General features: G+C 67.3%; 9 protein-coding genes and 1 tRNA gene. 8 read left to right on the top strand and 2 right to left on the bottom strand.

The features are described from left to right. Positions 1 to 18: 18 nt before the first annotated feature. Positions 19 to 1,614 (top strand): PEP/pyruvate-binding domain-containing protein, encoded by a 1,596-nt coding sequence (locus tag AZC_RS14290; RefSeq protein ID WP_012171287.1) that lies wholly within the window; start codon positions 19 to 21, stop codon positions 1,612 to 1,614. A gap of 55 nt (positions 1,615 to 1,669) precedes the next feature. Here AZC_RS14290 and AZC_RS14285 read toward each other — a convergent pair whose 3' ends face one another. Then, positions 1,670 to 2,080 carry a hypothetical protein gene (locus AZC_RS14285; protein ID WP_012171286.1) on the bottom strand — a complete coding sequence of 137 codons (411 nt, stop codon included), beginning with the start codon at positions 2,078 to 2,080 and terminating at the stop codon, positions 1,670 to 1,672. A gap of 411 nt (positions 2,081 to 2,491) precedes the next feature. Between AZC_RS14285 and AZC_RS14280 the strand changes: the two genes are divergently transcribed. From AZC_RS14280 to AZC_RS14270, 3 genes are all read left to right on the top strand, one after another. Beyond that, complete coding sequence (locus AZC_RS14280; protein WP_043879391.1) at positions 2,492 to 4,663, top strand: amylo-alpha-1,6-glucosidase; 2,172 nt, start codon at positions 2,492 to 2,494, stop codon at positions 4,661 to 4,663. A 44-nt stretch (positions 4,664 to 4,707) separates the two neighbouring features. After that, a complete protein-coding gene (locus AZC_RS26280; protein ID WP_012171284.1) occupies positions 4,708 to 5,445 on the top strand; it encodes a PRC-barrel domain-containing protein in 738 nt (245 codons plus the stop codon). A gap of 88 nt (positions 5,446 to 5,533) precedes the next feature. Then, entirely contained in the window at positions 5,534 to 6,787 is a 1,254-nt protein-coding gene (locus AZC_RS14270; RefSeq protein ID WP_012171283.1) for an MFS transporter, read from the top strand. Between the two features lie 45 nt (positions 6,788 to 6,832). On the opposite strand, the gene AZC_RS14265 is transcribed toward AZC_RS14270, so the two are convergent. Further along, the gene (locus AZC_RS14265) at positions 6,833 to 7,891 is read right to left on the bottom strand and encodes a glycosyltransferase family 4 protein (RefSeq protein WP_012171282.1); all 1,059 of its coding nucleotides are present in this window, start codon (positions 7,889 to 7,891) and stop codon (positions 6,833 to 6,835) included. Positions 7,892 to 8,044: 153 nt separating this feature from the next. Here AZC_RS14265 and AZC_RS14260 point away from each other — a divergent pair, with 153 nt between their 5' ends. The 4 genes from AZC_RS14260 (at position 8,045) to AZC_RS14245 (ending at position 12,550) form a co-directional block, all read left to right on the top strand. Further along, positions 8,045 to 9,850 (top strand): ABC transporter ATP-binding protein, encoded by a 1,806-nt coding sequence (locus AZC_RS14260; RefSeq protein ID WP_043879390.1) that lies wholly within the window; start codon positions 8,045 to 8,047, stop codon positions 9,848 to 9,850. 137 nt (positions 9,851 to 9,987) lie between these two features. Next, positions 9,988 to 10,893 carry a hypothetical protein gene (locus tag AZC_RS14255; RefSeq protein WP_148209851.1) on the top strand — a complete coding sequence of 302 codons (906 nt, stop codon included), beginning with the start codon at positions 9,988 to 9,990 and terminating at the stop codon, positions 10,891 to 10,893. Positions 10,894 to 11,023: 130 nt separating this feature from the next. Beyond that, positions 11,024 to 11,100, top strand: a tRNA-Pro gene (locus AZC_RS14250). Between the two features lie 655 nt (positions 11,101 to 11,755). After that, a complete protein-coding gene (locus AZC_RS14245; protein WP_012171279.1) occupies positions 11,756 to 12,550 on the top strand; it encodes a hypothetical protein in 795 nt (264 codons plus the stop codon). Positions 12,551 to 12,596 lie beyond the last annotated feature (46 nt).

The raw sequence follows: 12,596 nt of genomic DNA, 5'->3' as shown, positions 1-12,596 counted from the left end.
ATCTGCGGAGACGCCATCATGCGCATCGTACGCATCGCCCCCGACATGACCGACCTGCCGAGCGCGGAACAGGTGGGCGCGAAGGCCGCCAATCTCGCGCGCATGGCCGCGCTGGGGCTGCCCGTTCCCCCGGCGTTCGTGCTGCCGGTAAGCCTGTGCGCGGCGACCGTGGCCGGCGAGCCCAAGGCCCGCAAGGCGCTGGAAGAGGGGCTCGGCGAGGGCATCGCCTTCCTGGAGGAGCGCACCGGACGGCGGTTCGGTGATGGCCGGCAGCCGCTGCTGGTGTCCGTGCGCTCGGGGGCGGCGCGCTCCATGCCGGGCATGCTGGAGACGGTGCTGGACGTGGGATGCACGCGCCTCGCGACGCAGGGCCTCATCCGCATGACCGGGCATCCGCGCTTCGCCTGGGACTGCCGCCGCCGCTTTCTCGAAAGCTACGGGAGCGTGGTCCTGAACATCGATCCGCACGGCTTCGATCGCGCCGCCGCCGCCCTCGCGGCGGCGGAAGGGCTGCCTGATGCCCTCGACCTTGACGGCGAAGCGCTGGAGCGGCTCTCGGAGACCTACCAGCACTTCATCGAGGAGGCGGACGAGAGCGTGCCGGACGCGCCGATGGAGCAGGTGCTGGCTGCGGCGCAGGCCGTCTATCGCTCCTGGATGAGTCCGCGCGCGGTGGCCTACCGGCGCATCGAGCGGCTGGAGCATCTGGCGGGAACGGCCGTGACCGTGCAGGCGATGGTCTATGGCAATCGGGGCCTGACATCGGGCGCGGGCGTTGCCTTCTCCCGCAACCCCTCCACCGGCGATGCCGCGCCCATGATCGACGTCCTGCTCTCGGCGCAGGGCGAGGAGGTCGTTTCCGGCAGCCGCACCCCGCTCGGGGAGGAGGTGCTGCGTGCGGCGGTGCCCGAGGCGGCGGCGGAACTGCGCGACGTGCTGGCGCGGCTGGAACGGGCCTTCGGCGACGTGCAGGACGTGGAGTTCACCGTGGAGGACGGGCGGCTCTTCATCCTCCAGACCCGTAACGCCAAGCGGACGCCGCAGGCCGCGTTGCGCATCGCCGTCGCGCTGGTGGAGGAAGGCCTCATCACGCCGCACGAGGCGCTCGCGCGGCTCGACGACCTCGACATGGATGTGCTCAGCGAGACGCACCTGGCCGAGACGGGCGATCCCGCCGCATACGGGACCGGCGCCTCTACCGGTGTTGCCTGCGGGCGCGTCGCCTTTTCTTCGGAGACGGCCCAGCGCATGGCCGGGGGCGGAGAGCCGGTCATCCTCGTGCGGCCGGATACCAGCACGGCGGATGTCACGGGTTTCTCGGTGGCGAGCGGCATCCTGACGGCGGTGGGTGGCCGCACGGCTCATGCCGCGCTGGTGGCGCGCCAGATGGGCAAGCCCAGCGTGGTGGGATGCGCCGCGCTCGTGATGGACGAGGCGGGGCATGTGGCACGCATCGCGGGGCAGGAGATTCACGAGGGCGACTGGCTCGCGCTCGATGGCGGCACCGGAGCGATATATACCGGCCGTTTCGAGATCGTGACCTCACGCCCGGAGGCGGACCTTGCACAGGTCGCGGCCTGGCGGACGGCCGCGCCTGTCCCGGCCTGCGCCTGAAGGGAGAGCGCAGAAGCTGGGACGTAGGAACGGGTGCTGTCCGAGCACTGCTGCCTTATTGCTCGCAGCGGAACTGCACCTCTGTCCAAATGGGGTGGCCGCTGTCGTCGATGCGATAAGTGGCGGTGACGGAGAAGGCGATGATGCGTTCCTTGCCGTCCGTCGTCGCCTTCACGGAATCCCGAAGGAAGAACTGGTTGCGTTCGGGCTGGTGGACGACCACGCCGCTGCGGCTGGGGCAGGGGGGAGGCTTGGTCACGCCCACCGCCGCCAGCCCCCGCGTGATTTCCGGCAGGAACGCCTTGCAGGCGTCCGCGACGGTCACGTCCACATAGAGACCGGCGCGCGGGGCCGTGTGCGCCTGCGGAACCGTATCGCTCGCAACGCTGTCGGCCGCAGGTTCCGCGGCCAGAAGTCCGGCCAGCCCGCCGATGGCGGCGAGCGATGTGAAATACCGATGGCGCACACCAGGTCCCCCCGGACGAACGGGGCTGCTGCGTTACGGGCGCAGCAGCCCGGCTTTCGGCGCTGCTCCAGAGCGGGAAGCTGTCCGTGATCGAGCGCCGTTGAGGCTCACGGCAGTACCCGCAAAGGTGTAACCCCTACGCGGGTACAGCCATCATGCGAGCCGCGCCGGGCGCGGCATTGATCTGGATCATCGATCCATTGCTCGCAAAGCAAAGCTGAATCGGGGGGGGGGGGGTGCCGGCGCTGATCCATCAGCTTTTCGTCGCAGAGGCGGGCATCCCCACGTCGGGAACCAAGCTGCGCCGTGCGCGTTGGCCTGCTGTCGGGCGGTGCGGAAAAACGCTCCGTTCCGTTCATCCACCGCCCGTTGTGCTTGAACCGCCACGGCTCAAACGCACCCGATGGAGCCATGAACCTGCAGCACATGCCCGATGGCAGCGAAGAGCCGCTCTTCGACGTTGCTTCCCACGGTCCGCCCTCCCGTCCGCGCGGGACACTCAAACAGGGCGACACCTTCGCGGTCTTTGATCTTTATGGCGACATGGGGGTGTCCGTGGGCATGCCCGACGGCATCTATCACGCCGACACGCGCCACCTGTGCCTCTGGTCGCTGAGCATTGGCGGTGAGGAGCCGCTGTTCCTCGGCTCGACCATTCTCGACGGCAATGCCGGGCTGGCCGTCGATCTCACCAATCCGGACATTCACGGCGGCGCGCAGAAGCTCATCCCCAAGGATACGCTGCATGTGGTGCGCTTCTTCTTTCTCTGGCAGGACGCCGCGCACGAGCGCTGCTCCATCCAGAACCACGGCAGCGCGCCGGTCGATCTCGTCTTCACCTACAGGTTCGATGCCGACTTCATTGATCTGTTCGAGGCGCGTGGCGCCAGGCGCAAGGCGCGCGGGCTGCCGCTGCCGCCGGTGATGCAGCCGGGGCGCGTGGAACTGGGATATCGGGCGCTCGATGGCGTCGAGGCACGCACCCGCGTGGAGTTCCGCCCGACGCCCGAGACCCTGACCGCGGGACGCGCCGACTTCCGGGTGAAGCTCGCACCGGGCGAGCGGACATCCCTCTTTGCCACCATCGCCGCCGGCCCGCAGGGCGAAGCGATGCGGCGGCCCTTCCTCCAGAGCCTCCAGCAGGCCTGCCGCGCGACACGCGCCATCCGCTCGGACATGGCGTCCATCGTCTCGTCCAATGCTCGCGTCAACGACGTGCTGGAGCGCTCTGCGGCCGACGTCGCGATGCTGCTCACCCCGACGCCGCAGGGTCTTTATCCCTATGCCGGCATCCCGTGGTACTCGACCACATTCGGCCGTGACGGCCTCCTCACGGCCTTGTCCATGCTGTGGGCGGACCCCGGCATAGCCTGCGGCGTGCTGAAGCGTCTGGCAGACCTTCAGGCGACCGAAACGGATCCCGAGGCGGATGCCGAGCCCGGCAAGATTCTCCACGAGATGCGCGGCGGCGAAATGGCCCGCATGAAGGAGGTGCCGTTCGCCCGCTATTACGGCAGCGTCGATTCAACCCCGCTCTTTGTTCTGTTGGCGGGGCGCTATTACGAGCGGACCGGCGACCTTGAGACATTGCGTGGCCTCTGGCCCGCCATCCTCGCCGCGCTTGGCTGGATCAACGGTGCCGGCGACCGGGATCGCGACGGCTTCCTCGAATATCACCGCGCGACCGAGACCGGCCTTTCCAACCAGGGCTGGAAGGATTCTTTCGACAGCACCTTCCACGCCGACGGGCGGCTGGCGGAAGGGCCCATCGCCCTCGTCGAGGTGCAGGCCTATGTGTATGCGGCCAAGGTCTCGCTGGCGCGGGTCGCCCACGATCTCGGGGATGCCGACCTTGCGACGGGCCTCGCCTTGGAAGCGGCGACGCTGGCGGAGCGGTTCGAGGCCCACTTCTGGTGCCCGGACATGGGCACCTATGCGCTGGCGCTCGATGGCCAAAAGTCCCCGTGCCGGGTGGCCACGTCCAATCCGGGTCACGCCCTCTTCTCGGGCATCGTGCGGGAGGACCGTGCGGCCTCCGTCATCGGCCGCCTCATGGACGCGGACAGCTTCTCCGGCTGGGGAATCCGCACGGTGGCGCGGACAGAGGCGCGCTATAATCCCATGTCCTATCACAACGGCTCAATCTGGCCCCACGACAATGCAGTGGCGGCTCTCGGCATGGCCCGGTACGGACACACGCAAGCGGCGGTGAACGTACTGGAGGCGCTGCTCGATGCGGGGTGCAGCCTGCCGCTCGGGCGCCTTCCGGAGCTCTATTGCGGCTTCCGGCGGCGCAAGGGCCGGGGGCCGACCCTCTATCCGGTGGCATGTGCCCCGCAGGCCTGGGCGAGCGCCGCGATCTTCGCGGGCGTGCAGGCCTGCCTCGGCATCGATTTCCGGCCGGAGACGGAAGAGGTGATCTTCCGACGCCCCCGGCTGCCCCCGTCCATTTCCGAGCTTTCCCTCAAAAACCTGCGGGTCGGCCGTACGGAACTCGACGTGACCGTGCAGCGGCGGGGCGAGGACGTGGCGGTTGGCGTCGACCGCCGGGTTGGCCACGGGCAGGCGGTGGTCCTCCTGTGAGGCTGCGCCCGCCCGTCGCGCAACACCAATCGAGAGGATGACCCATGCGCCGATCCCGTGCCGCCCGACTGAAGATCATGCTCGTCGCGGCGGGAATGATGCCGCTGGCAGCCCTCGCGCAGCCCGCCGTTCCCGCTCCGCCGGCGTCCCCCACGGCGCCCACTCCTCAGGCGCCGGCCGCCCCCGGAGGTGCTCCCTCTGCCCAGCAGACGCTACCGCCTGTCGCGAGCCCGGCGCCTGCGCCGGCCCCTTCTGCCGCCGTGCCCCCGCCGGGCGAGCGCCCCACTGAAACACCGGCGCTCGTCATCGACGGCAATTCCGCCGATACGCTGCTTGGCAAGCCCGTGCTCAGCCCGAGCGGCGAGGATATGGGGCGCATCGTGGACGTCATCACCGACCGCTCCGGCATGCTGCGAGCGGTGATCGTGGATTTCGGCGGCTTCCTCGGTGTCGGCAGCCGCAAGATCGCCGTCGACTGGCGCGTCATGCATTTTCCGCCCGGCGGGACGATGGACAAGCTGACGGTCCAGCTCCAGCGCAATCAGCTGCGCTCCGCTCCCGTGTACAAGGCGGGAGAACCGATTGTGGTGGTCGGCCGGTCCGAGAGTGCCGGCGCCCCTCAGGCACCGGCCGGGCCTCCTCCCGCTCCGCCCGCGGCGGGAGCAGCGCCCGCGCAGCCGCCGGTTGCGGCCACACCGCCGGCCTCCGTCCCGCCACGACCTGCGCCTCCTGCCGCGGAGGCGGCTCCGCCCCCTGCCGGCGAGGTCCAGCCGAAGCCCTGAACCGGCGACGCGGTGACGCCGTGGCCGGAAGGCGTATGTCCGGTTCGCACTGGACCCGCATTTCTCGCGGACGAGGAACCTTTGCGACGTGCATGAGCCCCGCTCCCGACTGCCCGATCCCCCGCATGACGGCACCTCGCCCTCCCGGCGCAGCAGGCGGGGGCTCGACTGGTTCGTCTTCTGTGTGGCGGACATCCAGACAGGCTTCGGCCCCTTCGTGGCGGTGTTCCTGACCACGCAGAAGTGGACGCAGCTCGATATCGGCCTCGTGCTCACCATCAGCGGCCTTGTCAGCCTCTTCGGGCAGATCCCCTTCGGCGCGCTGGTGGACGCGCTCGGCGCCCTGCGCCGCACGGCGATGGTCGCGCTGATCGCCATCGGCATCAGCGCCGTCCTGTTCGCCGCATGGCCCATCTTTCCCGTGGTGCTGGCCTCGCGCGTGCTCCACGCTGCCGCGAGCAGCGTGTTGGGATTGTGCTTGGTGTCGCTGAGTCTTGGCCTTGTGGGGGCGGGCGGGATCAGCGCACGCCTTGGCCGCAACGCCGCCTTCGCGTCGGCGGGCACCGGCGTGGCCGCGCTCACCATGGGCGCGGTCGGCTATTATGTTTCGAACCACGCTGTGTTCTTTCTCGCCGCCGCGCTGGTCATCCCCGCACTTCATGCGCTCTTCAGCATCGACGGCCGCGAGATCGCGCCGCCCGCGCCGCCGCAGCCGGGCGAAGGGCGGGGCTGGCGCACAACCCTCTCGGGTCTCCGGCATCTGGCTGCCAACCGGCCGCTGCTGATCTTCTGCGGCTGCGTGGTCACCTTCCATCTCGCCAATGCCGCTATGTTGCCGCTGGCCGCCAGCATGCTCACCCTGCGCTCCAGCGAGGCGGCGACGCTCATGGTGGCCGCCGCGATGGTGGTGCCGCAGTTCACGGTGACGCTGCTGTCCCCCTTCGTCGGGCAGGGGGCGCAATCGTGGGGGCGCAAGCCGCTGCTGATCGTCGGATTTGCCGCACTTGTGCTGCGCGGCGTCTGCTTCGCGTTGACGTCCGAACCTTACATCCTCGTGGCCATTCAGGTGCTGGATGGCATTTCGGCAGCGGTCCTCGGCGTGCTTGTGCCGCTGACGGTGGCCGACGTGGCGCGCGGGCCCCACTTCAATCTCGCGCAGGGCACGGTGGGTTGCGCCATGGGCATCGGCGCCTCCATCAGCACCGTTCTCAGCGGCTATATGGCGGACACCTGGGGCAGTTATACCGCCTTCATGGGGATGGCAGCCGTTGCGATGCTGGGACTCGGGGGCGTCGCGATGCTGATGCCGGAGACGCGCGACCGCACGCCCGAGGCGGCCTGATCCACAAACAAAAGGGGAGCCGCTCGGGCTCCCCTCGGATCGTTCTCAGCCCGCGGAGACAAGATGGGGTCGCATGCGGCCCCGGTCCATGAGGCGTCGGTAGAGGCTGAGATATTGTTCAGCCATGCGGCGCGACGTGAAGCGCTGCTCGAAGCGCCGTCGTACGCCCTCGCGCGAGATGGCCGGCAGATCCCGGATGGCCCCGGCCGCGCTGATCTCGTCTTCGACGATGAACCCGGTGATGCCATCCTCGATCAACTCCGGCACGGAGCCGCGGTTATAGGCGATGACGGGCGTGCCGCAGGCCATGGCCTCGATCATCACGAGGCCGAAGGGCTCGGGCCAGTCGATGGGGACGAGCAGGGCGATGGCGCCGCTCAGGAATTCGGGCTTCTCCGCATCGCCGATCTCACCGACGAATTCGATGTTCGGGTCGCCCATCAGGGGGCGGATCTGGTCGTTGAAATAGTCCTCGTCGGCGCGGTCGATCTTGGCCGCCACCTTCAGCGGCAGGCCGCAGCGCTGGGCGATGCGGATGGCGCGGTCGAGCCGCTTCTCCGGCGAGATGCGGCCGAGGAAAGCGAGATAGCGCGGCTCGGCCGGCTTTGGCCCCAGCAGGTCCACCGGCAGGCCGTGATGGACGGTCTCCACCCAATTGGCATTGGGCACGGGGCGGCGCTGGGCGTCCGAGATGGAGACCACCGGCAGGGAGGAGAAGGTCTGGAACAGGGGCTGGTGCTCCGGCAGGTCCAGACGCCCGTGCAGCGTCGTGACGAAGGGCGTCGGCTGCCGCGACATCAGCGAGAAGGGGTAATAGTCGAGGTGGAAGTGCATGATGTCGAACTCGCCCGCCCGGCGATAGACGTGCTCGATCATCGCCATATGCAGGGCATTGGGGTCCCGGACGGTTCCGTCTAGGCGCAGGGCGCGGGGCCACATGGCCTCCAGCCGCGCGGACGTGCGGGAATCCCCGCTGGCGAACAGCGTCACCTCATGGCCGAGGGCCACCAGTTCTTCCGTCAGCCACGACACCACACGTTCGGTGCCACCATACAGCGTGGGCGGCACGGCTTCGGTCAGCGGAGCGATTTGTGCGATTTTCATGAACGAAAGCCCTTCGACAAAGTTAAGGTCACGGCACGCTGGAAAATCGGCGACCACGACCGGTCAGGGCTGCCATTGGGGAAACGCAGAACGGGAAGGCAGGCCTTGTATCGCAATGCGGCATCTGTCCGAATGTTCCAGAAAAGCCCGAGAATGACAGACAGCACACGCCGGCATGACGCTGCGGCCGCGCGCGACATCACGCGCTTTGCTGCGCGGCCCATCGCCTTCCTGCTCCATTACGTGGGGCGGCGTCCCATCTCGCACACCGTCATCCTCATCGCGGTCCTGGGCGCGGTGGGCTTCTCGGTCAGCACCCAATATGGCGTGAAGTATCTCGTCGATACGCTCTCCGCTGGTCCGGGGCAGGGGAGCGGTGCCTGGGGCGCCTTCGCGCTGCTGGTCTCCTTCGTCGCGGCCGACAATTTCCTGTGGCGGATCGCCAGCTGGACGGCGAGCCATGCCTTCGTGCACGTCACGGGCGATCTGCGCTCCGACCTCTTCCGCCACCTCACAGGACACGCCCCAAGCTATTTCGCCGATCGCCTGCCCGGCGTGCTGACGAGCCGCATCACGGCGACCTCCAATGCCGCCTTCCAGATCGAGAACATGTTCGTCTGGAACGTGCTGCCGCCCTGCGTCGCGACCGTCGGCGCCATCGCCTATCTGGCGTTGGTGAGCGGCACCATGGCACTTGTTCTGGTGGGCATCGCCGCCGTTGTGATGGCGGTGATGTTCCGCATCGCCTCCGCCGGGCGCCCGCTCCATCACGCCTTCGCGGACAAGGCGGCGGCGGTGGATGGCGAAATGGTAGACGTGGTCGGCAACATGACCCTGGTGCGTGCCTTCGGCGGCCTCGCACGCGAGCACCTGCGGTTCGATCGCACGGTGAACGCTGAACTTGTCGCGCGTCGGCGCAGCCTCATCTATCTCGAAAAGCTGCGGCTCACGCACGCTCTCATCGTCGTCGTGATGACGCTGGCGCTCCTCGCCTGGGCCATCACGCTGTGGCAGGAGGGGCGGGCCACGGCGGGAGACGTGGTGCTGGTCTGCACGCTAGGCCTGTCCGTGCTCAGCGCCACGCGCGATCTGGCGGTGGCGCTGGTGGACGTGACGCAGCACATGGCGCGCCTCTCCGAAGCGCTCTCCATGCTGCTGTCTCCGCATGAACTGGGCGAGCATCCGGAGGCCTGCGCGCTGGTGCCGAAGGGCGCCAGCGTCAGCTTCGAACGGGTGTCCTTCCGCTATCCCTCGGGGCGCAAGGTTTTCGAAGGCATCAATGTCGAGATTCCCGCCGGGCAGCGGGTGGGGCTGGTCGGCCCTTCGGGCGGAGGGAAGTCGACGCTCGTCGCTCTGCTCCAGCGCTTCTATGCGGTGGATGAGGGGCGCATTCTCATCGACGGCCACGACATCTCCCGCGCCACCGATGAGAGCCTGCGCAGCGCCATCGCCGTGGTGCCGCAGGACACCGCCCTGCTCAACCGCACGCTGCTGGAGAACATCCGCTATGGCCGTCCCGATGCGTCCGATGCGGAAGTGTGGGATGCCGCGATCGCCTCGCGTTGCCGCCCCTTCATCGAGGCCCTGCCGGAGGGGCTGGAGACCATCGTCGGCGATCGCGGCGTGAAGCTCTCCGGCGGGCAGCGCCAGCGCATCGCCATCGCCCGCGCCTTTCTGAAGAATGCGCCGCTCCTGATCCTCGACGAAGCCACGTCCGCCCTCGATACGGAGGCGGAGGAGATGATCCAGGAGGCACTCGAGAATCTGATGGCGGGGCGCACCGTGCTCACCATCGCGCACCGCCTCTCGACCCTGCGCAATTTTGACCGGATCCTCGTGCTGAAAGGCGGGCGCATCGTGGAGGACGGCCCGCCGGATGTCCTGATGCGGCAGGGCGGGGTCTATTACGACATGGTGGAACGCCAGCGGGGCGGGCTGGAGCAACTGGCGGCTTCCTGAAGGGACCTCAAGCCCGGCCGGATTGATGCTCCGCCGTTCCTTGCGCATAAGGAAAGGGCTGGCGCCTCTGCCAGCGCGCAAATGGGGCATGGGACATGCGCGCCGATACCCGCACTTACGCGCTCCGGTGGCGCGTGATGCGCCGCAGGCTTTTTGCAGCGGGCCTGCTGGCCGTGTTGCTGCCGCTCCCTGTTCAGGCCGATCCCATCGACGCTTATGTGGCTGCCCGCGATCAGGCCATAGCCGCCTCCCTCGCCGCCGCCAAGGCCGGCAAGGCGGACGATCCCGCTGTTCAGAAGCAGGAGGAAGCTTCCGCCGCAGAGCTGGCGCGCCTTCTGTCCGTCGCGCTCGGACCGCTCGCGTTCGAGGGGATGGGGCCGCCGCGATATAGTCTTGGAACGTTCGCCGAGGACGCGGCAACGCCCACGCGCCGGCTCGATGGCCTCGCCTTCGCCAATGCCGATTATTCGACCCGCTTGGTGGTGACCCCCGAAGCGGTCTTCACCGCCTGGCTCGCCGCCCGCGCGAAGGATGACGGTGCGCCTCGCGCGCTCCGCTCGGGTCTGCCGACGGCTGTGGGAACAGCCGAATTCTTCCAGAACGCCATTGCCGGGGACGGCGGCTATTTCCAGCCTTATGTGGCGTTGCCTGTTGCGGCTTCACCAGGTGAGACGGCCCTCGCGGTCCTCGGCCTTCAGGTGGACGAGCCGGCGGGCACGACGGCGCCGAACGAGATCTCCATCCTGCGCATCGGGAACGGACGGGCGGTGGTCGGCATGACCATGGCGAAGCTCACCATCGGGCCCATTCCTGCCTGCGAGGCCGTGTGGACGCCCTACAAGGTTAAGGCCGACGCGCTTGCACGCATGCTGGCGAAAGAGAAAAAGCCTTCCGCCAACCGGCAGGACGAGATCACGCGCCTCGCAAGCGACGGCACGGATGCCTATCGCGCGTGCTTTGCCCGCGAGGCGCCGAAGCAGGCCTTCTTCACCGCCGCCGTGAAGGCGGCCGAAGCCTTCCTCGCTTTGGCCCGCGGCAACTGAGGCGGGCGGCATGGCGCTTGCGGTCTCTGGGGTCGGCTTGCGGCAGGGGTGGGCATCCTCCACATTCCCTGCCGGCCGACTTGCGTTGTCCGATGAAAGAACGTAGAGACGCCAAGCCCTCGCGGCGTGTCGGAGCATAGCGCAGCCTGGTAGCGCATCTGCTTTGGGAGCAGAGGGTCGCAGGTTCAAATCCTGCTGCTCCGACCACTACTTAGCGCCCATAGCCACCCTCCGCTTCTGTGAAACTGCGGTGATTTTGCGTCGTCTGGGACGGGGCGGGAGAGCAGATTCGCGGCTTCCATCGCCTGACACAGCTCATCGTTGCTGGCATGTGCGTGGCGATCCGCGCTCTCTCCAGCCGAAGCGGCCCCGGACGCGTTTCACATTGCCGTTTGGGCGGGGTCGGCGCCTCGTTGTGACAAGACGCATCGAGCGGCTGAGACCGTCGACCCGTCCTCTTCGGCGTGGTCCCGAGCGCCGCGTCAAGCTGGAGTGCCATGGTCTTCGGATCAGCTCCGACTCCAGACGGCCCGAAATCCTATGACCGATAGCGGTTTGGCGGACGCCGTCTGATCCGAGCGGACTGATTGTCATGCATGCAGTAGAGACCGTAGAATAGGTGCGTCTTAATGAAGCAATATCACCATTTCCGGCATACGCGGCGCCGATTTTGACGGAGTTCAGCGCAAATGGACGTTCATGACAAGGTTTTGGGGGCTTGCAAATGCGCGTCCCCAGCGTGACCTTTGACTAAAGAAACGTTCAACGGTGGGCGTCGACTGATCGCTAGAAATATAAAATTGCGGCGCGCGTCTCCATTGGAAGTCTCGATCCCGCAACCACCCAACCGGAAGGATCGGTCATGATGCGTATTCAGAGCTTATGGACTCGCGTCTTCGCTACTGCGACGCTGGTCGCTGCGGTGGTCTGGCCCCTCACGGCACAAGCGCAAGCCCCGATGGTCAATCTGACCGATCCCTGCCCGATCAAGGCTGAGAACTGGCGCGGCAGAGCTTTCTACGAGATTTTGTTCATGTTCCGCCAGCCTGACGGTGGCGGGATCGGCAACTACTTCAACTCACTCAGCAACAAACTTCCCAAGTCCAAAGACGTGATGGACGCGCGTTTCCGCGCTCTGAATGCGGAGACCTTGAAGAAGGAGTTCGGGGGCGACGGGGTCTTCTTCAATGGCCCGCGTCGTCTGGTGGCGAACACCATAACCGGAATGTCCTGGGACGGCTGCAAGCAAAGAGTGATCGCCGGGATTCCCTTGAATCTGGACGGTGTCTTTGAAGTCCCGAGCTTGGAGAAGTTCGTTTCGGGATCGATGCCGGCCTATAAGCCGATGGTTTCAAAACGAACCAGTTCTATGCTCTTCAAGGCGGGCGAGACGGTGTACGAGCTCATCACGCCCGAGGGCGCCGTCTACACCATGTTCAGTTTGTCCTTGAAGATCGACCCCAAGAACACCATCGAAAACCTGCCCACATTGGGCAAGCGCCTGACCTTGCCGGCCGGATGGCAGTTCAGATCGCGCAAGCTGGACAAGGACATGGTCCTGACGGCCACGGCCGACTCCAATCCACCCAATACGGTCGTTCTCGATCAGCTTGAGGGCAACTACCAGTACAACGCTGGCGCCAGCGCCAAGAAGTAGGCGGTTGGCATCAGGTGCATGGCGGCGCCTCTGCTTCGAGAGCAAA

It is taken from the genome of Azorhizobium caulinodans ORS 571 (assembly GCF_000010525.1).
Taxonomy (GTDB): domain Bacteria; phylum Pseudomonadota; class Alphaproteobacteria; order Rhizobiales; family Xanthobacteraceae; genus Azorhizobium; species Azorhizobium caulinodans.
This window is presented reverse-complemented; position numbering and strand designations above follow the sequence as displayed.